This is a genomic window from Brevundimonas sp. NPDC046655, assembly GCF_044901625.1.
In the GTDB taxonomy this organism is placed as follows: Bacteria; Pseudomonadota; Alphaproteobacteria; order Caulobacterales; family Caulobacteraceae; genus Brevundimonas.
Genome location: NZ_JBJDPV010000001.1, coordinates 1,427,896 through 1,448,435, shown reverse-complemented (window position 1 = coordinate 1,448,435; position 20,540 = coordinate 1,427,896). Strand labels below are relative to the sequence as shown.

At 67.9% G+C, this 20,540-nt stretch carries 21 protein-coding genes; 18 read left to right on the top strand and 3 right to left on the bottom strand.

What is annotated here, in order from left to right:
• Position 1: 1 nt before the first annotated feature.
• The 8 genes from ACI2KI_RS07110 to ACI2KI_RS07075 all read left to right on the top strand — a co-directional run bounded on the left by ACI2KI_RS07110 (position 2) and on the right by ACI2KI_RS07075 (position 5,275).
• Positions 2-328 carry an NAD(P) transhydrogenase subunit alpha gene (locus ACI2KI_RS07110; RefSeq protein ID WP_114818003.1) on the top strand — a complete coding sequence of 109 codons (327 nt, stop codon included), beginning with the start codon at positions 2-4 and terminating at the stop codon, positions 326-328.
• A complete protein-coding gene (locus ACI2KI_RS07105; protein WP_292084347.1) occupies positions 325-609 on the top strand; it encodes a hypothetical protein in 285 nt (94 codons plus the stop codon). The genes ACI2KI_RS07110 and ACI2KI_RS07105 overlap by 4 nt, the downstream gene beginning before the upstream one ends.
• Positions 610-620: 11 nt before the next feature.
• Entirely contained in the window at positions 621-998 is a 378-nt protein-coding gene (locus ACI2KI_RS07100; protein WP_404618697.1) for a hypothetical protein, read from the top strand.
• Positions 999-1,039: 41 nt separating this feature from the next.
• Positions 1,040-2,458, top strand: a complete 1,419-nt coding sequence (locus ACI2KI_RS07095) for an NAD(P)(+) transhydrogenase (Re/Si-specific) subunit beta (RefSeq protein WP_404618695.1) — start codon at positions 1,040-1,042, stop codon at positions 2,456-2,458.
• A 29-nt stretch (positions 2,459-2,487) separates the two neighbouring features.
• A complete protein-coding gene (locus ACI2KI_RS07090) occupies positions 2,488-2,895 on the top strand; it encodes a hypothetical protein (RefSeq protein WP_404618693.1) in 408 nt (135 codons plus the stop codon).
• Positions 2,896-2,968: 73 nt separating this feature from the next.
• Positions 2,969-3,358: a cupin domain-containing protein gene (locus ACI2KI_RS07085; protein WP_404618691.1), complete on the top strand. Its 390-nt coding sequence runs from the start codon at positions 2,969-2,971 to the stop codon at positions 3,356-3,358.
• Positions 3,351-3,764, top strand: a complete 414-nt coding sequence (locus ACI2KI_RS07080; RefSeq protein WP_404618689.1) for a DUF1801 domain-containing protein — start codon at positions 3,351-3,353, stop codon at positions 3,762-3,764. The genes ACI2KI_RS07085 and ACI2KI_RS07080 overlap by 8 nt, the downstream gene beginning before the upstream one ends.
• A 41-nt stretch (positions 3,765-3,805) precedes the next feature.
• A complete protein-coding gene (locus ACI2KI_RS07075; protein ID WP_404618687.1) occupies positions 3,806-5,275 on the top strand; it encodes an amidohydrolase family protein in 1,470 nt (489 codons plus the stop codon).
• A 22-nt stretch (positions 5,276-5,297) separates the two neighbouring features.
• On the opposite strand, the gene ACI2KI_RS07070 is transcribed toward ACI2KI_RS07075, so the two are convergent.
• The gene (locus ACI2KI_RS07070; RefSeq protein WP_404618685.1) at positions 5,298-5,540 is read right to left on the bottom strand and encodes a hypothetical protein; all 243 of its coding nucleotides are present in this window, start codon (positions 5,538-5,540) and stop codon (positions 5,298-5,300) included.
• Positions 5,541-5,633: 93 nt separating this feature from the next.
• Here ACI2KI_RS07070 and ACI2KI_RS07065 point away from each other — a divergent pair, with 93 nt between their 5' ends.
• The 3 genes from ACI2KI_RS07065 (at position 5,634) to ACI2KI_RS07055 (ending at position 9,036) form a co-directional block, all read left to right on the top strand.
• Positions 5,634-6,623: a WYL domain-containing protein gene (locus ACI2KI_RS07065; protein ID WP_404618683.1), complete on the top strand. Its 990-nt coding sequence runs from the start codon at positions 5,634-5,636 to the stop codon at positions 6,621-6,623.
• Positions 6,624-6,691: 68 nt separating this feature from the next.
• Complete coding sequence (locus ACI2KI_RS07060) at positions 6,692-8,125, top strand: hypothetical protein (RefSeq protein ID WP_404618681.1); 1,434 nt, start codon at positions 6,692-6,694, stop codon at positions 8,123-8,125.
• A gap of 77 nt (positions 8,126-8,202) precedes the next feature.
• Positions 8,203-9,036 (top strand): hypothetical protein, encoded by an 834-nt coding sequence (locus ACI2KI_RS07055; protein WP_404618679.1) that lies wholly within the window; start codon positions 8,203-8,205, stop codon positions 9,034-9,036.
• 4 nt (positions 9,037-9,040) lie between these two features.
• Here ACI2KI_RS07055 and ACI2KI_RS07050 read toward each other — a convergent pair whose 3' ends face one another.
• The gene (locus ACI2KI_RS07050; protein ID WP_404618677.1) at positions 9,041-10,471 is read right to left on the bottom strand and encodes a short-chain fatty acyl-CoA regulator family protein; all 1,431 of its coding nucleotides are present in this window, start codon (positions 10,469-10,471) and stop codon (positions 9,041-9,043) included.
• Between the two features lie 155 nt (positions 10,472-10,626).
• Here ACI2KI_RS07050 and aceA point away from each other — a divergent pair, with 155 nt between their 5' ends.
• Entirely contained in the window at positions 10,627-11,904 is a 1,278-nt protein-coding gene (gene aceA, locus ACI2KI_RS07045) for an isocitrate lyase (protein ID WP_404618675.1), read from the top strand.
• Positions 11,905-11,933: 29 nt separating this feature from the next.
• On the top strand, positions 11,934-12,143 hold the full coding sequence (locus ACI2KI_RS07040; RefSeq protein ID WP_313102890.1) for a hypothetical protein: 210 nt from the start codon (positions 11,934-11,936) through the stop codon (positions 12,141-12,143).
• A 13-nt stretch (positions 12,144-12,156) separates the two neighbouring features.
• Here ACI2KI_RS07040 and ACI2KI_RS07035 read toward each other — a convergent pair whose 3' ends face one another.
• A complete protein-coding gene (locus tag ACI2KI_RS07035) occupies positions 12,157-14,439 on the bottom strand; it encodes an ATP-binding protein (protein WP_404618673.1) in 2,283 nt (760 codons plus the stop codon).
• A 146-nt stretch (positions 14,440-14,585) separates the two neighbouring features.
• Here ACI2KI_RS07035 and ACI2KI_RS07030 point away from each other — a divergent pair, with 146 nt between their 5' ends.
• From ACI2KI_RS07030 to phoU, 5 genes are all read left to right on the top strand, one after another.
• Entirely contained in the window at positions 14,586-15,998 is a 1,413-nt protein-coding gene (locus ACI2KI_RS07030; RefSeq protein ID WP_292084324.1) for a cell wall metabolism sensor histidine kinase WalK, read from the top strand.
• 139 nt (positions 15,999-16,137) lie between these two features.
• A complete protein-coding gene (pstC, locus tag ACI2KI_RS07025) occupies positions 16,138-17,568 on the top strand; it encodes a phosphate ABC transporter permease subunit PstC (protein ID WP_404618670.1) in 1,431 nt (476 codons plus the stop codon).
• Positions 17,561-18,868: a phosphate ABC transporter permease PstA gene (gene pstA / locus ACI2KI_RS07020; protein WP_404618668.1), complete on the top strand. Its 1,308-nt coding sequence runs from the start codon at positions 17,561-17,563 to the stop codon at positions 18,866-18,868. Before pstC ends, pstA begins: the two co-directional genes overlap by 8 nt.
• A 4-nt stretch (positions 18,869-18,872) precedes the next feature.
• Positions 18,873-19,745 (top strand): phosphate ABC transporter ATP-binding protein PstB, encoded by an 873-nt coding sequence (gene pstB / locus ACI2KI_RS07015; protein ID WP_400543372.1) that lies wholly within the window; start codon positions 18,873-18,875, stop codon positions 19,743-19,745.
• A gap of 10 nt (positions 19,746-19,755) precedes the next feature.
• Positions 19,756-20,505, top strand: coding sequence for a phosphate signaling complex protein PhoU (gene phoU / locus ACI2KI_RS07010; protein WP_292084320.1), 750 nt, complete (start codon positions 19,756-19,758; stop codon positions 20,503-20,505).
• The last annotated feature ends 35 nt before the right edge of the window (positions 20,506-20,540 follow it).

The following is a 20,540-nucleotide window of genomic DNA, read 5'->3' as shown; positions in this document are numbered from 1 at the left end:
CATGGAACACGTCGATCCCACCGTCTTCCGCCTGGCCATCTTCGTGCTGGCGATCTTCGTCGGCTACTATGTGGTGTGGAGCGTGACGCCCGCGCTGCACACGCCGCTGATGGCCGTGACCAACGCCATTTCCAGCGTCATCATCGTCGGCGGCCTGATCGCTGCGGCGGCGCTCAGTCCTGAGGCGGCGGGCCCGAATGCCTGGATCGCCAAGGGCGCGGGCGTGGCCGCTGTGACGCTCGCCAGCGTCAACATCTTCGGCGGCTTCATGGTCACGCGACGGATGCTGGCCATGTACAAGAAGAAGGAAAGGCCCAAGGCCTCGTGATCTTTTCGCCTGCCCTGTTCGCTTTTTACGTCTCCTGGGCCGTCACCGGCCTGGGCGTCGCCCTGTGGATCTGGAGCTGGGTCCGGGTGAAGGACCCCATCGGCAAGCTGCGGTTTCAGGACTGCGGCGTGGTGCTGGTCTTCGCCGCCGTCCTGACGCGCATCGTCATTCAGAACCGCGAGATGACCGTCTTCGACTGGGCCATGATATTCCTGGGACCGCTGTTCATCGCCGCCGCGCTCTGGCGACTGACGCGCACCCAAAGCCTGACCAAACGCTGAGAGTAACTGTAATGAAGACCTCCCTGATTTTCGCCGCCGCCCTGACCGCCGCTGTGGCCGCCTCGGGCGCCGCTTCGGCCCAGAAGACCGAAGAGGTCGGCCAGAACCCGTACGGCGGCCTGCATTGGTCCGTCGCCGCGCCGCAGGGCGCCAGCTGGGCGCTGCAATGCCAGTTCGCCCCGGTCACCATTCGCGGCATCCACATGAACCGCATCAACCACACCGGTACGGGCCGCATGGCCGGGCGTCTGCCGAGCGACAACGGCAGCTGTCGCGTGACCAAGACGGGCGGCGAGGGCGGCGTCGGCGTCGCTGTCGTCAAGAACGGCGTGGCCACGTCCGCCGGCACTAATGATCCGGCCGCGCCGGCCGTCGTCAACGTCTTCTGACTTAACGCCTGACTGAACATGACCTCGGGGGAGGGGATCTGATGAACGCATCCATAGCCGCGCTGGCCTATCTGGCCGCGGGGGTCCTGTTCATCCTCTCCCTTCGGGGGCTGTCCAGCCCCGAGACCAGCCGACGAGGCAATACGCTGGGCATGATCGGCATGGCTCTGGCCGTCGGCGTGACCCTGCTGACGCTGGGGACGTCCGGCGCGCTGGACCTGATGACCCTGGCCCTGATCGGCAGCGGGGTCGTGGTCGGCGGCGGGGCGGGGGCCCTGATCGCCAAGCGCGTGCCGATGACGGCCATGCCGCAGCTGGTCGCGGCCTTCCACTCGCTGGTTGGTCTGGCCGCCTGTCTGGTGGCGGTCGGGGCCGTCTATGCCCCCGACGCCTTTGGCATCATGACGGCCGAGGGCGGCATCAAGACCCTGTCGATCGTCGAGCTGAGCCTGGGCGTGGCCATCGGGGCCATCACCTTCACCGGCTCGGTCATCGCCTTCGCCAAGCTGGACGGGCGGATGAGCGGATCGCCGATCCTGCTGCCGGCGCGGCACCTGATCAACATCGGCCTGGGCCTGGCCCTGGTCTTCCTGATCGGCGTGCTGATTGGCACCGGCGGCACGGCGATCTGGGCCTTCTGGGGCGTCTTCGTCATCGCTCTGATCCTCGGCGCGACCCTGATCATCCCCATCGGCGGCGCCGACATGCCCGTCGTGGTGTCGATGCTGAACTCCTACTCCGGCTGGGCGGCTGCGGCCCTGGGCTTCACGCTCGAGAACATCGCCCTGATCATCACCGGCGCCCTGGTGGGCTCGTCCGGCGCCATCCTCAGCTACATCATGTGCAAGGGCATGAACCGCAGCTTCATCAGCGTCATCCTGGGCGGCTTCGGCGGCGGGGACGCGGCGGCGCCGGGCGGCGGCGTGGTCGAGACGCGGCCGGTCAAGCAGGGCTCGGCCGAGGACGCCGCCTTCATCATGAAGAACGCGTCGAAGGTCATCATCGTCCCCGGCTACGGCATGGCCGTGGCTCAGGCTCAGCACGCGCTGCGCGAAATGGCTGACGTGCTCAAGGAAGAGGGCGTCGAGGTGAAATACGCCATCCACCCCGTCGCGGGCCGGATGCCGGGCCACATGAACGTCCTGCTGGCCGAGGCCAACGTCCCCTATGACGAGGTGTTCGAGCTGGAGGACATCAACAGTGAATTCTCCTCCGCCGACGTGGCCTTCGTCATCGGCGCCAACGACGTCACCAACCCCGCCGCCAAGACCGACCCGCAATCGCCCATCTACGGCATGCCGGTGCTGGACGTTGAGAAGGCGGGCACCGTCCTCTTCATCAAGCGCGGCATGGCGGCGGGCTATGCGGGCGTCGAGAACGAGCTCTTCTTCCGCGACAACACCATGATGCTGTTCGCTGACGCCAAGAAGATGGTCGAGGGGATCGTGAAGGCGCTGTGAGGCGACGCGGGCGGCTTAGTTTTGTTCTGTTGCTGACGGCCTCGGTCGCGGCCTGCTCGGCCATGATCCCGGTGCGCATCAGCGGCTCCCTGGAACAACCGATGGCGACCTTCGGGGTCGATCCAGTGCGCCCGGAACGAGTCTGCGTCAGCAGTCTGGCGGTGCATGAAACGTCCAACGCCATGATGCGGCCCGTCTGGACCGTCAGCGCGCGCGGACGCGACTGCCGCAAGCTGACACAGGTCGTCTATGGTCAGGCGCCGAAGGGGTTTGTCGCCGATGGTCCTGCACAGGCGTTGAAGCCGGGCGTCCGTTACCTCGTGGTCGGCCATGGCCGGACAAGCTGGTCCGCCGCGGTTCCCTGGAATGGTGGCGAAGATTTCATCTTCGAAGACGGTCAGTGGCGTCCTGCGCCGCCCTTCATCGCCGGCCGTTGAGTCGCGCTGCGAACAGCGCCATCAAGGCGCTGAGTATTTCAGCGGGGCGGCCATGACAGAGGAGGGGGAGATCGTGTTCAGCGCGGACGAGATCATCGCCAACCTGTCGCTGAGCCCCCATCCCGAGGGCGGGCATTTTCGGCCTATGGCGCGCGATCCGGGGCTGGCGGCCTGCGGGTCCGAGGCCGCGACGGCCTATCGTCTGCTGACGGCCGATGACGCGGATGACTGGCGTCTGGTCGAGATGACCGAGATCTGGGCCTTCTACATGGGAGCGCCTCTGACGCTCGAGATTGTCACCGATCAGGGGCTGAGGCCCTTGGTGCTGGGGCCGGACCAGCCGCAGATCGCGGCCCCTGCCGGGGCCTGGCGGCGGATGCGCAGTCAGGGCGATTGGACCCTGGCCGCCTGTTCGACGGCGCCGGGTCTAGCGATCGAGGCTGTGGAGGCGCCCCATGTCTGAACTGAAGACCCAGCCGACCGACGCCTCGGTCGAGGATTTTCTCGCCGCCGCCGAACCGGCGCGACGGCGCGAGGAAGGCCGCATTCTCTGCGCTCTGATGCAGGAGGTGACGGGCGAGGCCCCGGTCATGTGGGGGCCGTCCATCGTCGGCTTCGGGCGCTACACCTACGTCAATACGACCAAGAAGCCCGCTGACTGGCCGCGGATGGGCTTCTCGCCGCGCAAGGCGGCCCTGACCCTCTATCTGGCCTCGACGCCGGAGACCGAGGCCATGCTGGAGAGGCTGGGCCCGCACACGACCAGCGTGGCCTGCCTCTACATCAAGCGGCTGGTTCAGGTGGACATGGGCGTGCTGCGCGAGTTGTGCATCGCCAGCCGGGACGAGATGAACCGCCGCTATCCCTGATTGGCTTGCCGGGCGCGCGCAGGGGCCTATAGCGGACGGTCATGCGCACCTTCCTGATCGTCGCCGCCGCCGCCCTCTTGTCCGCCTGCGCCACGGCGCCGCTGAGGGCCGTTGAAGCTCCAGTCGAGACGGTCGACCTGCTGCTGACCTCGGCCACGGTGGTCGATGTGGAGAAGGGAACGACGGCGCCCGATCAACTGGTGGCCCTGCGCGGCGGGGACATCGTCGCCGTCCTGCCTGAGGGCGAGGCCAGCCGCTATCGCGCCACGCGGACGCAGGACCTGGGGGACCGCTATGTCATGCCCGGTCTGTGGGACATGCACGTCCACTTCGGCGGGGGCGAGGTCCTGATCGAGGAAAACGCCGAGCTGATGCCCCTCTATGTCGTCAACGGCGTGGTCGCGGTGCGCGATGCGGCGGGCGACCTGGCGCAGCAGGTGCTGGACTGGCGCGACGCCCCGCCGACCCCCGACAGCCCGCGCATCTTCACCTCGGGTCCCAAGATCGAGGGCATCGCCCCGGTCTGGAAGGGTGTGATCGAGACCGGCAGCGAGGCCGATGTCGACGCCGCTCTGGACCGCCTGCAGGCCCTGCGCGTCGACTTCGTCAAGATCACCGACAACACCCTGAAGCCTGAACTCTTCCTCTACGCTGTGCGCGAGGCGAAGAAGCGGGGCATGAAGACCTCGGCCCACATCCCGGCCAGCATCACCGTGCTGGAGGCCGCCGAGGCCGGCCTGTCGTCGATCGAACACCTCGACTACGCCATGAAGGCGGGTTCGAAGGATGAAGCGGCCATCGCCGCCGACTATCTGGCGGGCAAGTACACCTACGCCCAGACCATGCGGCGCTACGCCGACACCTTCGACGTCGAGACGGCGCGGCGGGTCTATGCGCGGCTTAGGGAGCTGGGCACGGCGGTGTCGCCGACCCTCTACGGCTCGACCACCCTGGCCAATCTGGACCTGGACGACCACTCGCACGACGACGGCCTGGCCTATGTCGGACCGGGCATCCGGGCGACTTATGACTGGCGCGTCGAGCGCGCGGCCAAGGCCACGCCGCAGCAGATCGAGGACCGTCACTTCGTCAAGGAGGTGACGTCGCGCACCCTGCCCATGTTGCGCGATGCGGGCGTGGTGATCCTGACCGGGACGGATGCGGGCTTCCTCAACTCATTCAACTATCCGGGCTTCTCGCTGCACGACGAGCTGGAGCTGTATGTGAAGCTGGGCCTGACGCCGCGCGAGGCCCTGATGGGGTCGGTCGTGGACGGGCCGCGCTTCCTCAATCAGGGCGCGCGTTACGGCGCGGTGGCGGCGGGCAAGTCGGCCGACCTGCTGGTGCTGGACGCCAATCCGCTGGTCGATGTGTCGGCGACGCGGCGCATCGCCGATCTGGTGTTGCGCGGTCGTCTGATCGAAGGGAGCGAGCTGGAGCGGATGCGTGGCGAGATTCGCGCCCGCGTCGTCGCCCGCAACGGTGCATTCAGACCCTCGCCAGCGTCCTGACCTTGAAGGCGACCCACAGGGTTTACGCCGCCATGCGCCAGTCGTGGGCTGCGGCGGCCGGGGCGGCGTGGAACTCGTCCCACAGGGCGTCTTCGTCCGAGTAGCGGCTGCTGGCCGAGGCCGAAATGACGTCCACGACCTGTTCTTCCTGACGGTCCCAGATGACGGCCAGGTCGCCCTCGGCCTCGCACGGCACGATCATGTAGCGGTCGGCGAAGGTCTTACGGGCCGGCTTTTGAATCGTCGGGGTGCGGGCGAAGGCCATGTCGTGATCTCCTGAAGCGATTGCCTCTTGCTGATGTTGAGAGGATGCGACAGCATTGCGTCAGTTTCGGACGTATCTCTGTGGAGAAGTTTCTTGCGGCACGACAAGGCGGCGATGGTCATTGATCTGGCGCGCGGCATGGCGGCCAGCGCCGAGGGGCTGACGCTGAACGAGATGGCGGGGCAACTGCGGGTCGGGCGGCGCACGGCCGAGCGGATGCGCGACGCGGTGCTGATGCTGTTCCCGCAGGTCGAGGAGATCAGCGATCCGCCGAGCAAGCGCTGGCGCATTCGCGGCGGCCTGTCCGCTTTCGAACAGGCCCCGACGGCCACCGAGATGCTGGAGCTGACCAAGGCCGCCGCCGCTCTGCGCGCGGCGGGCGAACCGGCGCGAGCGGCGGCGCTGGAGGGGCTGGAGCGCAAGGTCAAGGCGGCCATGCGCTCGACCACCCTGAACCGCATGGCCCCTGATCTGGAAGCCCTGGTCCGGGCCGAGACTATCGCCGTCCAGGCCGGGCCGCGTCCCACCGCCGACGAGACGGTGCTGGCCGAGATTCGCGGCGCGGTGCTGGCCGAACGGCCCCTGAGCTTCATCTACGCCCGTCCGGGGGCCGAGGCGCGCAGCCGCAGCGTGGCCCCCTGCGGCCTGATGTTCGGGCGCGCCAACTACCTGGTGGCGGCGGACCGCGAGAGCGGTCGTATCCAGACCTTCCGTCTGGATCGCATGAGCTCGGTCGAGGCAGGCGAGGGGACGGCGCGGCCGCCCGCCGACTTCGACCTGGCCGCCTTCGCCAGCCAGTCCTTCGGCATCTATCAGGACGAGATCGAGGAGGTGGTGCTGCGCATCGCCCCCGAGGGCGCCGCCGAGGCGCGCGGATGGCGCTGGCACCCCACCCAGACCATCGAGGATCAGGCCGACGGATCGGTCCTGGTGCGGTTCCGCGCCTCGGGCATGCGCGAACTGGCCTGGCACCTGTTCACCTGGGGCGAGCAGGCGACCATCGAGGCGCCGCAGCGGCTGAAGGCGGTCATGGCCGGCGAGCTGGCGGCGGCGGGCCGCGCCCTAGAGGGGGCGCAATCCTGAGCAAACCGTAAGCTGACGCTGGCGTCGCGTCGTCTATGCTCAAGCTGAACAGTTCGGAGTTTCTACCTTTGCGTCTGAAAGCCTTCGCCGTTTCGACCGCTTTGGCCACGGCCTTGCTCGGTGCCTGCGCCTCGGCGCCCCTGCCGCCAGGAACCTGGGATGTGCGCGCCGCGCCGCAGGTCGAGGTTACGCGCGACGGCGACCGCTGGACGGCGGACTACGTGTTCAATCGCGACGCGCAGGTCTGGGCCTTCATGGACTCGGCCCTGATGACCGACGTGCGTCAGCCCTGGCGGCCGACGCAGTGGACGGTCGAGACGCCCGGCGTCGTCATGGAGCGGCGCGGCCACTATGACGTGATCCGCGCTCTGGACGGCGGTCCCGTGCCGCGTCACGTCCGTTTCTCGCTCAAGCCCAAGTCGGTCTATCTGGAGGCGGAGTACGGCACGCTGACCTTCTCGGACGGCGCGGTGGCCCTGCCGACGCGTCAGTTCGACGTCTTCGCCCTGGCGTCGGTCGAGGCGGCCGAGGCCATGCCGGCCGATCTGAACGGGGTCGATCTGGAAGGCGGGGCCTCTACCGTCGTCTGGCGCGACACGGCAGGGCCGGTGCTGTTCAACGGTAGGCGCCACGCCGACCTGACCACGACCGGCGAGCGCTCCTATGTCCTGCTGGGCCAGGCGCGGGTGACGCCGGGCGAGGGGTTGACCACGGTCATCGACCCCAACCTGCCGCCTTGGATCGGCGAGGAAATCCGCAGCTTCGCCCCCCATGTCGGCGACTACTACCTGCGCCGTCTCGGCGCGCCCGGCGTAGGCAGCGAGACCTCGACCGTCATGGTCAGCTGGAACGGCCCGACCGAGCGGCTGTCCAGCATGGGCGGCAGCGTCCTGCCCGGCCTGATCGTCATGAAGTTCGAGGGTGTCGGGGTGCTGAATCCCAACAAGGAGGTGCAGGAACGTTCGCGCTGGTTCATCGGTCACGAGAGCGCGCATTTTTGGCTGGGGCAGGCGGTGCGCTATCAGTTCGCCCGCGATGCCTGGATCACCGAGGGCGGGGCCGACCTGATGGCCGTGCGGGCTTTGAAGGCGCTGGACCCGGCCTATGATGATCGCGCGGAGCTTCAGACCGAGGTGGACGACTGCATCGGCCTGAGCCGCAAGCCGGTGGCCGAGGCGGGCGATCGCGGCGAGCACCGGGCCTATTATGCGTGCGGGGCCGTTTTCGCCATGGCGGCGGAAGGGGCGCAGAAACGACGCGACGGCGGCGACTGGTTCGACTTCCTGCGCCCGGTGCTGGCCGCCAACCGTGAGGACGGCGTGCTGAGCCGCGCCGAATGGCTGGACGCCCTGACCCGCGTCTCGGGCGATCCGTCGTTGTCTGCGACCATTGAGAAGATGCTGGATCAGGGCGCGGCCGATCCGGCCGCCGAGATCGCCAGCCTGTTCCAAAAGACAGGCGTTCGGCATCGGGTCGAGAACGGCAAGGTCGTGCTGATCTGATCGCTGTTATTTGATCGGGATCAAGGACCGAACTTCAGCTCAGGCGTTCTATCGTTCTGGAACGAGAGGAAGTCGCGATGACCTGGTCCAGCCTTATCGTCTATGTCGACGACGAGCCCGACAACATTCAGCGGATCGAGCAGGGCGCCAACCTGGCCAAGGCGCACGGCGCCCATCTGATCGGGGTTTCGGCCTGCGCGCCGGAGACGCCGATGGCCGACGCTTACGGGGCAGGAATTCTGCTAGGCGAGGTGCTGACCGCCCAGCACGAGCGGGCCGAGAGCGCGCTGAAGGGCGCCGAGGCTCGCTTCCGCGAGGTTGCGACCAAGGCGGGCCTGTCTTGCGAATGGCGCGCCGACGTAGGCGACCCGACCAGCCTTCTGGTCAAGCACGCCCGCGCCGCCGACGTGCTGATCGTGGGTCGAGATTCCGCCAACGCCAGCGGCTGGCGCTCGCCCATTCCGTCCGACCTGGCCATGCGCGCGGGGCGTTCGGTGCTGATCATGCCGCCCAACCCGGCGCGGTCGGTGGCGGGTGCGCCGGTGCTGCTGGCCTGGACCGACAGCCGCGAGAGCCGCTTGGCCGCGGTGGCGGCCATTCCCCTGCTGCGCGAGGCCGAAAGCGTGCGCGTGGTCGAGCTGTGCGATCCCGAGGACATGGACGGCGCCCGGCTGCGCACCGCAGACGTGGCGGCTTGGCTGAAGCGGCACGGAGTCAAGGCCGAGGGCGAGGCCCGCGCCCATGACGACCGCTCGGCGGGCCGCCGCCTGCTGGACTGCGCCGCCGAGATGAAGGCCGGCGTCATCGTCAGCGGCGCCTGGGGGCATGCGCGGATGCGTCAGTGGATCTTTGGCGGGGTGACGCAGACCCTGATGACGGAAAGCCCGGTGGCCCTGCTGCTGGCGCACTGAGGCGTCAGGCGAAGGGGTAGGGGCTGACCGACTTCGACCAGTCATCGACCGTCAGGGCGCGGCCGACCGGTGGGGCAGCGCGCTCGGCGCAGGGGTGGCGTTCGCACAGGCGGCAGGCGGGGCCGATGGGGGTGACCTCGGGTTTCTGCAGGTCCAGGCCGCGCGCATAGATCAGGCGGTGAGCGTGCTTCAGCTCGCAGCCCAGGCCGATGGCCAGGTCCTGACCCTCTGTGAAGGCGTCCTGACCCTGACGGTCCACGGTGCGGGCCAGGGTGAACCAGCGCGATCCATCAGGCGTCTCGATGATCTGGGTGACGATGCGACCGGGCGTGCGGAAGGCCGAGTGCAGCCGCCAGCGCGGGCAGGCCCCGCCGAAGCGCGAGAAGGGAAAGGCGCCGGAGGCGTAGCGTTTCGACACATTGCCCGCCTGATCCACCCGCATCAGGAAGAAGGGCACGCCGCGCGCGGTCGGGCGTGACAGCGTCGTCAGCCGATGCGCCGCCTGTTCGAAGCCCACGCCGAAGCGAGCCTGCAGCCGGGCCAGGTCGTAACGGGTTTCCTCCGCCGTGCGTTGGAAGGCGGCGTAGGGCATCAGGACGGCGGCGGCCAGGCTGTTGGTCAGGGAGGTCTTCAGCAGGTTGCGCGTCGGCGCGTCGGGGGCGTTCGCCGCTTCGGCCATGGCCTGAAGCTCGGCCCCGTGCTCCATCAGGACCAACTGGCAGGCGACGGCGAAGGCGCGCGACGACGGGCCCAGGGTGTCGGACAGCAGAAGCCGGCCCCGGTGAGGGTCAAAGCGGCGGGTCCATTCCACCATGACCTCGGCGGGCAGGGTGCGGACCGTCAGGCCGTGGCGGGCAAACAGCCGCGCCCGGGCCAAGGCCTCGACGCTCTCGTCCGGCGAGGACGCCTCGGCCCTGAGGGCGTCGTGCAGGGCCTCGCCGAGGGCGTCGAGCTCGGGGAAGTGGTTGTGGCGGGCTTGAACGTATTCGCGCACCCATTCCGAAGGGCTGTCGGTCGGGGCCGCGCCGCCGCCGGCCTCGGTTTCGGCGCGGTCGCGCACGCGGCGGTCGGTGAAGGCGCGGTAGAGGCGCAGCACGGCGTCGGCGGCGGCGGGCTGATCCTCGGCCAGTTGCATGATCTCGTGGCGGGGCACGGCCAGGCCCTGGAACAGCGGGTCGGCGAAGATCTCGGACAGTTCCGCCTCCGACGCCGCGCCGCCCGACTGGCCGAGGTTGCGAAGATCAACGTCATAGGTTTCGGCCAGACGCAGCAGCAGCTGGGCCGAGACGGGGCGCTGATTGCGCTCGATATGGTTCAGATAGGAGGGCGAGACGCCCAGGTCCGCCGCCATCGCCGTTTGCGACAGGTCGAGGTCGCGCCGCAGCCGCTTGAGGCGGCCGCCCAGGAACAGCTTGCGGTCAGCGGCGGCGTTCATGGCGCGATGATGTCACATAATGACTCCGTGGCAAGTGTCATGATGTGACTGTTTGACTAGAATGGTGTGTCTGAATCTGTGTCATTCGTGACGGATGCATGTTCAGGTCTTAGGGACAGCGGTTGCGGCCGCGCCTTATAGAGACCGAGACGAACATGACGACCTTCGCCGATCTGGTTCCTTCGCCCGCCGGCCGTTTCGATGGCATCGAGCGCCCCTATACGCCGGAGGATGTCCTGCGCCTGCGCGGCTCGGTGCCGATCACCCACACCCTGGCCGAGCGCGGCGCCAACCGTCTGTGGGAGTTGCTGCACACCGAGCCCTTCATCAACGCCCTGGGCGCTGTCACCGGCAATCAGGCGATGCAGATGGTCCGCGCGGGCCTCAAGGCCATCTATCTGTCGGGCTGGCAGGTCGCGGCCGACGCCAACACCGCCGGTGCCATGTACCCGGACCAGTCCCTGTATCCGGCCAACGCCGCGCCGGAACTGTGCCGCCGCATCAACCGCACCCTGCAGCGCGCCGACCAGATCGAGCACGCCGAGGGCGGGGCGAAACGGGATTGGTTCGCCCCCATCGTCGCCGACGCCGAGGCCGGTTTCGGCGGCCCGCTGAACAGCTTCGAGATCATGAAGGCCTTCATCGAGGCGGGCGCCGCGGGCGTCCACTTCGAAGATCAACTGGCCAGCGAGAAGAAGTGCGGCCACCTGGGCGGCAAGGTGCTGATCCCGACCCAGGCGCATGAGCGCAACCTGATCGCGGCGCGTCTTGCGGCCGATGTCTGCGGCACGCCGACCCTGACGGTGGCGCGCACGGACGCGGAATCGGCCCAACTGATCACCTCGGACATCGATGAACGGGACCACCCCTTCATCGACCGCGAGAATCGCACGCCGGAGGGCTTCTATCGTCTTAAGCCGGGCACGGGTCTGGACCACTGCATCGCGCGCGGCCTGTCCTACGCCAAATACGCCGACCTGCTGTGGTGGGAGACCTCGCACCCCGATCTGGACGACGCCAGGAAGTTCGCCGAAGCCGTCCAGAAGGAGCATCCGGGCAAGCTGATGGCCTACAACTGCTCGCCCTCGTTCAACTGGGAAGCCAAGCTGGACAAGGACACCATCGCCAGGTTCCAGCGCGAACTGGGGGCCATGGGCTACAAGTTCCAGTTCGTCACCCTGGCGGGCTTCCACAGCCTGAACAACGGCATGTTCGAGCTGGCCTCGGGCTATCGCGATCGCGGCATGGCGGCCTATTCCGAGCTGCAGCAGCGCGAGTTCGCCAATGAGGCCGCCGGCTACACCGCCACGCGTCACCAGCGCGAAGTCGGCACCGGCTACTTCGATGATGTCGCCACGGTCATCTCCTCGGGCCAGTCCTCGACCACGGCCCTGAAGGACTCGACCGAGACGGCCCAGTTCCACGCCGCCTGAGTTCCACGCTTCACAGGAAAGGAAATGACATGGAACCGCTGAGCAGACCCCAGGCCATCATCGACTTCTGTCTGGCGCCTCTGGCGCTGGACGGATCGACCGAGGCGGAGCGCGAGGTGCGCCGTCGACTGGAGCACGTCATCAAGACCTTCCAGTCCAAAGCCGCTCGGCCGCTGAGCGTGGACTTCTCGTCCATGCCCAGTCAGGTCATCAACGAAGCCGCGCACGGCTACGAATAGAAAGAAAAGACCCTCAGGCCGCCTGAACCGCGGCCTGAGGCGCGTCCGAGGTCAGCTCCGCCACCATGGCCAGCAGGGCCTCGACGCTGAAGGGCTTGGCCAGGTGGCGGTCGGCGCCGGCCTCGGTCCCCGCTGTGATGTGCTCAGGCAGGGCGTTGGCGGTCAGCATGACTATGGGCGTGCGCGACATGCCCATGGCGACTTCGTGCAGGCGAATCTCGCGGGTCGCGGTCAGGCCGTCCATGACCGGCATCTGCATGTCCATCAGCACCAGATCGAAGACCGAGGCGCGACAGGCCTCAACCGCCTGGGCCCCGTCCTCGACCGAGACCAGATCGACGGCCTCCTGATCCAGAATCAGTTCGACCACGCGCCGGTTTGTGGGGTGGTCGTCGGCGACCAGGATGCGCAGGCGGCGCGTCTCGGCGAAGATCGCGTCCGTCGGGGCGACGCTCAGCGTCGGCGCGGCGGGGGCTTCCGCGGGACGCAGCGGCAAGGTCAGGATGAAGGCGGCGCCGCCGCCGGGCTCGCTCTCGCAGTCCAGTCCGCCGCCCATCATGGCGGCCAGTTCCTGGCTGATGGCCAGGCCTAGGCCCGAGCCGCCGAAACGACGGGTGATGTCGCCGTCGGCCTGTTCGAAGCGGCTGAACAGGCGTTCGCGCGTCTCGGCGTCGAAGCCGATGCCGGTGTCCTGAACCACGAAGCGCAGACCCTGCGGCGCGGCGTCGACGGTCAGGCTGACGAAGCCCGAGGCGGTGAACTTGACGGCGTTGGAGACCAGATTGGTCAGTATCTGCTTCAGACGCACGGGATCGCCGTGCATCCAGATGCGGGCCTCAGGCGCGACCTCGACGAAGAACTGCAAGCCCTTGTCGCGGGCGGCGGCGGCGTAGAGCTTGCCCGCCTCTTCGACGGCCCTGGTCAGGTCGAAGGGTTCGTCGCCCAGTTCCAGGCGACCGGACTCGACGCGGGCCAGGTCGAGGATGTCGCTGAGCAGGGTTTGAAGCGTGCGGCTGGACGAATGGATCAGGTCCAGCATCTCGCGTTGCTGTGCCGTCAGGTCGGTCCGGGCCAGGGCCTGAGCCACGCCGATGACGCCGTTCAGGGGCGTGCGGATCTCATGGCTCATATTGGCCAGAAACTGGCTCTTGGCGCGGTTGGCGGCGTCGGCGGCGTCGCGGGCTTCGGCCAGGGCCTGGGCGTCGCGCTTCATGTCGCTGATGTCGGAGCAGACGGTGACCGTGCCGCCCTCAGCGGTCTTGCGGTCCTGAACGCGCAGCCAGCGCCCGCCGATCTGCTGCTCCATCGCGCCCATGGGGCGGCGACGGTTGGCCATGCGTTCGGCGATCCATGCATTTTCCCGCCCAAGGGCGGCGGGATAGAGGCCGGCGTTGATGCCCGCCATCAGCACTTCGCGGAAGGTGACGCCGACCTTCAGTGCGGCGGTCACCTCGGGATTGATCTCGCTGTAGCGCTTGTTCCAGATCGCCAGGCGGTCGTCGGCGTCATAGAAGCCCAGGCCGTCCGGCATGGCCTCGATGGCTTCGCGCAGTTGACCCAGGGCGCTGTGCCGCGACCACCAGACCATCCCGGTCAGGAAGGCGGCGATGATGGCCAACAGGGCGACGCTGGCGCCGATCCACAAGGTCAGGGTCGTCTCGGCGGCGGCGGCGGCGGGCAGGAGGATGCCGGGCGTGGGCGTGACGGTCACCGCGCTCATGGCGACGAAATGAAGCCAGCAAACGCTGGCGGCGCCCAGGACTGTGGCGGCGACAACCCGTTTGGCGCCGCTGCGCCATGGCAGGAGGGCGACGGCGCCGACCAGCAGCAGGCCGCCGATCACCGCGGCCACGACCAGCGGCGCGTTCCATGACAGGGTGGCCCCGGACATGCGCAATCCCGCCATGCCCATGAAATGCATGGCGGCGACGCCCAGGCCGCAGGTCAGGCTCGCCACGATGCGACTGACCCGACTGCTTTCCGCGAGGGCCAGTTGCATGGCGACATAGAAGGCGATGACGACGACCCCGAGCGAGACCGCCGTTTCCGATATGTCGTACCGCATCGGCACGCCGGCGTCGTAGGCCTTCATGGCGATGAAATGGGTGCTCCAGACACCGAGTCCGGCGACCAGTGGCGCGGCGATCAGGTAGGCGCACCGCGAACGTCGCGCGACGTTGCGGGCGCGGTCGAACAGGGAGAGGGCGATCAGCAGACTGAACACGGACACAAGCAGGGCGAACGGGAGGATTCGCCAGTCGTGTTGCTGAACCAGGCAGTTCAGGATCGTATTCACGTCACAAGGCCCTCCAACCCGCCGAAAAGACTGCCGCAAATCGGTGAACAAACTACGCTATGCGCGAATCTTCGCCCATCCGGTCGCCTTTTGAGTCGCGACCAGCATAGGGTCAGTGGCTGAATAATGAGATAACGTCGATCTTCATGCCGTATGAGCATTCGCCTTCGCCGGTCGCGCCGACCGCCTCGTCCCGGCTCTGGACCGCCGGCGCCAGCGGCGGCGTGGCGATTCTGGTCATGGCGGTGCTGGCGGTGATGAAGCCCGAGCTGTCGGGCTGGCTGGCGGCGGGCGCCGTGGCTGTCGCGGCGGCGACCTGGCTGGTCAATCGCCGTCCTCCGGCTCTGGTCAGCATCGGTGAACTGGACCGCGGCGGGCCGGTTGATCTGGTCCCCGACGGCGCGCTGCTGGGTGATGTTTTCGAAGCCCTGGGCGATCCGATCCTGATCATCAGCGGCGGTGAAGCGGACGATATCGCCGGCCGGCGAATCGCCCTGGCCAACGCCGCGGCGCGCGAGCTGTTTCGGCTGAACGGGACGGGCGGGGGGCTGCTGGTCTCGGTGATCCGCGATCCCAAGGTGCTAGAGGCGGTGGACGAGGCCCTGTTTGGCGATTTCAGCAGTACGGTCGACTATGTCGGCGGCGGTGCCCAGGAGCGGCACTGGAGGGCCTTCATCCGGCCCCTGCCGGAGCGGGACGCCCATCTTTGGGGCGCGGGCGCACTGGCCTTGCTGGCGCTGCGCGACGAGACCGACGCCCGCCGCATGGAAATGATGCGCGTCGACTTCCTGGCCAACGCCAGTCACGAATTGCGCACGCCGCTGGCCTCGCTGTCGGGCTTCATCGAAACGCTGAAGGGTCACGCCAAGGACGACCCCAAGGCGCGCGACAAGTTCCTCGACATCATGGCCATCCAGGCCGACCGCATGGGGCGTCTGGTCGCCGACCTTCTGTCGCTGAGCCGGATCGAGCTGAACGAGCACATCGCGCCCCTGGGCCGGGTGGACCTGGCGCGGGCGGCCTCGGACGTGGTGGACGCCGTCAGCGTCATCTCGCGCGAGCGCGGCGTGACCATCAAGGCCGACCTGGGGCAGGGTGGGGCCACGGTCACCGGCGATCGGGACGAGATCGTTCAGGTCATCCAAAATCTGATCGACAACGCCTTGAAGTACTCCAGTCACGGCGGCGTCGTTGAACTGTCGATCAATCGTGACCGGACCCTGGACGAAGCCATGGCCGCGCGAATGCCCGAGGGCACGCGCCTGTCGCTGGTCACGCCGGACCGCGAGGCGGGGCAGAAGTATGCGGTCGTCACTGTGCGCGACCACGGACCCGGCATGGCGCGCGAGCATCTGCCGCGCCTGACCGAGCGCTTCTATCGCGTGGAGGGCCAGAAGAGCGGCGAGCGTCAGGGCACGGGCCTGGGCCTGGCCATCGTGCGCCACATCATCATCCGCCACCGCGGCGGCCTGACCGTGGACAGCGCGCTGGGCCAGGGGGCGATCTTCGCCGCCTGCTTCCCGCTGGCCTCGGCGCGTGATGCTGACCCGGCGACGTGAAGGCCGCGCGACATGAAGGATGTGCGCCGTAACAGAACTGTCACGCGCCCGTCTTAATCCGCTCGCCAATCGCAGGCAGTTTCCCGGCCGAAACGCGCCGGACCCGGCACGTTAATGATTCACGCGTGCACGGACCCGGATGATCTGGATTTTCCTGTTACTGCTGATCGGCTTTTCGGTGCTCGCCTATCTGGGCGGACGCAGGCTGGCCGCGCGTCGCAGCAAGGGCGTCAGAGCCCATTCGCGCCCGGGCCAGCACGGCCTCTACGCCCTGATCTGGGTCGGCGTGCCGGCCCTGGTCGTTCTGGCCGCCGCCTCAATCTTCTCCGCGCCGCTGGAGCGCCAGATGCTGGCCGCAGGCGCGCCTGAGAGCGTCACCCAACTGGAGCCCTTCCGTCGCGAGGCCTTCTTCTCGGATGCGCGTCGCATCGGCGACGGCCTTGAGGCCCAGCAAATCTGGCCCGCCCCCTATGCCGAGGAACTGCCGGCCGAGGGCCGTCGCGCCCACCGCATCTCTTCTGCCCTGAGCTGGGGCGGCGGCGTCGCGGCCCTGATCGCGGCCATCCTGGGCGGGGTCTTCGTCTTCGTTCGCATCCGGCCCGACCTGCGCGCCCGCAACAAGGTCGAGGGCTGGATCAGCGTCGTGCTGTTCGCCTGTTCAGCGGTTGCGGTGCTGACCACCGTGGGCATCATCTTCTCCCTGGTGTGGGACAGCCTTCGCTTCTTCGCCTCCGTGCCGGTCACCGAATTCCTGTTCGGGACCAAGTGGAGCCCGCAGATGGCCATCCGCGCCGACCAGATCGGCTCGTCCGGCGCCTTCGGAGCCGTCCCCCTGTTCGCGGGCACCTTCCTGATCATGCTGATCGCCATGCTGGTGGCGGGGCCGATCGGTCTGTTCTCGGCCATCTATCTGTCGGAATACGCCGGGCGTCGTACCCGCGCCGTGGTCAAGCCGCTGCTCGAAGTTCTGGCCGGGGTGCCGACCGTGGTTTACGGCTTCTTCGCCGCCCTGACGGTGGGGCCGGCCTTCCGCGTCTTCTTCAACACCCTCGGCGGCTGGCTGGCCGGCGGACCGCTGGACGGGGTGGGGCAGTACCTGCTGCTGGTGCAGAACCAGATGGCCCTGGTGGCCGGCGCGGTCATGGGGATCATGCTGATCCCCTTCGTCAGCTCCCTGTCCGACGACATCATGAACGCCGTGCCTCAGTCGCTGCGCGACGGCTCCTACGCCATGGGCGCGACCAAGTCCGAGACGGTCAAGAAGGTGCTGCTGCCCGCCGCCCTGCCAGGCATCGCCGGGGCCTTCCTGCTGGCCGTGTCGCGCGCCATTGGCGAGACCATGATCGTGACCATGGCCGCCGGTCTGGCCGCCAAGCTGACGCTGAACCCGTTGGACACGGTCACGACCGTCACGGTGCAGATCGTCACCCTGCTGACCGGCGACCAGGAGTTCAACAGCCCGAAGACCCTGGCCGCATTCGGCCTGGGCCTGACCCTGTTCGTAGTCACCCTGCTGCTCAACATCGTCGCCATGCGCATCGTGCAAGCCTATCGGGAACAGTATGACTGACGCCGCCCAAAACCCGATGGGGCAGAACCCGAGCGTCAGCCCGCGCACCCAGCGCCTTCAAGCAAGGCTGCGTGGCCGCTATGCGCGCGAGACCCGCTTCAAATGGTACGGCCGCGCGGCCATCGGCTTCGCCCTGACCTTCCTGGTGATCCTGCTGGGCAGTATCATCATGCAGGGTCACACGGCCTTCTACAGCCACAGCGTGACCCTGCCGGTCCATATGGACGCGTCGCGTATCGACCGCTCCTATCCGCAGGGCGCGAACTTCGAGCAGATCGTGGCCGAGCAGCAACTGCGCCGCCTGGGCATCCAGGACGATGCCCAGGGCACGAAGGCGGCGGCCATGAAGGCCCTGTTCTCGTCCGAGCTGAAGTTCCAGGCGTCGGGCATGATCGCGCGTCAACCCAGCTTGCTGGGTCAGACGGTGCCGGTCACCGCGCCCTTGTCCGACAACGCCGACCTCTATCTGAAGGGCGAGATCTCCAGGGGCGTGCCTGAGGATCAGCGCCGCGTCAGCAATGAGCAGATGGCCTGGCTGGACCGGATGAAGGCCTCGGGAGCGGTGCGCGCCCACTTCAACACCACCCTCTTCACCAAGGGCGACTCGACCCAGCCGGAACTGGCGGGCCTGTTGGGCGCGGTGGTCGGTTCGGCCCTGATGTTGCTGGTCACCGCCCTGATCGCCATTCCGGTCGGCGTCGGCGCCGCCGTCTGGCTGGAGGAATACTCGCCGCGCAACCGCATCACGGCGATCATCGAGGTCAATATCAACAACCTCGCCGCCGTGCCGTCGATCGTTTACGGCCTGCTGGGTCTGGCCCTCTTCATCAACTTCATGCACCTGCCGCGCGCCAGTCCGCTGGTCGGCGGTCTGGTGCTGGCGCTGATGGCCCTGCCGACGGTGATCATCGCCACGCGCTCGTCGCTGAAGGCCGTGCCGCCGTCGATCCGCGAGGCGGCCCTGGCCATGGGGGCCAGCCGTACCCAGACGGTGTTCGGCCACGTCCTGCCCCTGGCCATGCCGGGCGTCATGACCGGTTCGATCATCGCCATGGCCCACGCCCTGGGCGAGACGGCGCCCCTGCTGCTGATCGGTATGATCAGCTTCGTCCCCGGCGTGCCGCACGCCATCGACGAGCCGGTCGGCGCCCTGCCTTCGCTGATCTACATCTGGGAGAACGCCTCGGAGCGCGCGTTCCACGAGCGGACCGCCGCCGCCATCCTTGTGCTCCTCGCCTTCATGATCGTCATGAACGCCGCCGCCATCCTGCTGCGTCGGCGCTTCGAACGCCGGTGGTAGTCTTATGATCTCCAAAATCTTCCGCGCCCCCGAGGGCCAAGGCGGCGGCTCCGCTGTCGCAGAGCCGTCGACCCTGACGTCGGCGCCCGTCGTCGGCGCCCACGCCTCGGCGCCGCTCGGCCCGATCAAGATCGCTGCGCGCGACGTCTCGGTCTTCTATGGCGAGAAGCAGGCCCTGTTCGGCGTCTCCCTGGACATCCCGGACAAGACCGTCACGGCCCTGATCGGCCCGTCGGGCTGCGGCAAGTCGACCTTCCTGCGGACCATGAACCGCATGAACGACACCATCCCGGGCTGCCGCGTCACCGGCGAGATCGAGATGGACGGCGGCGACATCAATGACCGCAAGATCGACCCCGTGCTGCTGCGCGCCCAGGTCGGCATGGTGTTCCAGAAGCCCAACCCCTTCCCCAAGACGATCTATGAGAACGTCGCCTATGGGCCCAAGATTCACGGCCTGGCCTCGTCCAAGGGCGAGCTGGACGACATCGTCCAGAAGGCGCTGAAGCGCGCCGGCCTGTGGGACGAGGTCGCCGACCGCCTGCACTCGCCGGGCACCGGCCTGTCGGGCGGCCAGCAGCAGCGTCTGGTCATCGCCCGCGCCATCGCGGTCGAACCCGAAGTCATCCTGATGGACGAGCCCTGCTCGGCGCTGGACCCGATCGCCACGGCCAAGATCGAGGAGCTGATCGACGAGCTGCGCGAGCGCTACTGCATCGTCATCGTCACCCACTCCATGGCCCAGGCGGCCCGCGTGTCGCAACGCACGGCCTTCTTCCACATGGGCAAGCTGGTCGAGACCGGCGACACCGAAGAGATATTCACCAACCCGCGCGAGCGTCGCACGCTCGACTACATCACCGGCCGCTTCGGCTAAGGGCGCGAGCATGAACCAGCATACGGTCAAGGCTTACGGCGACGAACTGAACCAGCTGACGGCCGAGGTCGTCCGCATGGGCGGTCTGGCCGAGGCCCAGGTGGCGGACGCCATTGAATCCGTCGCCCGCCGCGACGTGGCCTTGGCGAGGGCGGTAGTCGATCGCGACAACCGCCTGGACGCCCTGCATCGCGACATCGAGAAGAAGTCGATCCGCCTGATCGCCCTGCGTCAGCCGGTGGCTTCGGACCTGCGCCGGACTTTGGGGGCCATGAAGCTGGCGTCCGATCTGGAGCGCACCGGCGATCTGGCCAAGAACATCGCCAAGCGGGCGCTGATCCTGGCCGAGGGCGAGCCGATGCAGCCCCTGACCCGTTCGATCGAGCGGATGGGCCGTCTGGTCTCGACCCGCCTGCGCGACGTGCTGGACGCCTATACGGCCTCGGAGGTCGAGCGCGCCCTGTCGGTGTGGAGCACCGACGACGAGGTGGACGAGCACTACAACGCCCTGTTCCGCGAGCTGCTGACCTACATGATGGGCGACCCGCGCACGATCACGGCCTGCACCCATCTGCTGTTCATGGCCAAGAACCTGGAGCGGATCGGCGACCACGCGACCAATATCGCCGAGACCGTCCACTATGAGATCACCGGCGAGGAAATGCTGGGCGAACGGCCCAAGGCCGTCCCCGGTCCGGGCGAGGAACAGACACCCACGCCCCATATCTCGACCCTGCCGTCCGATCTGACGGACGACTGACTTCCTTTCTTGCTGACGACTTCGACCGACCGGAG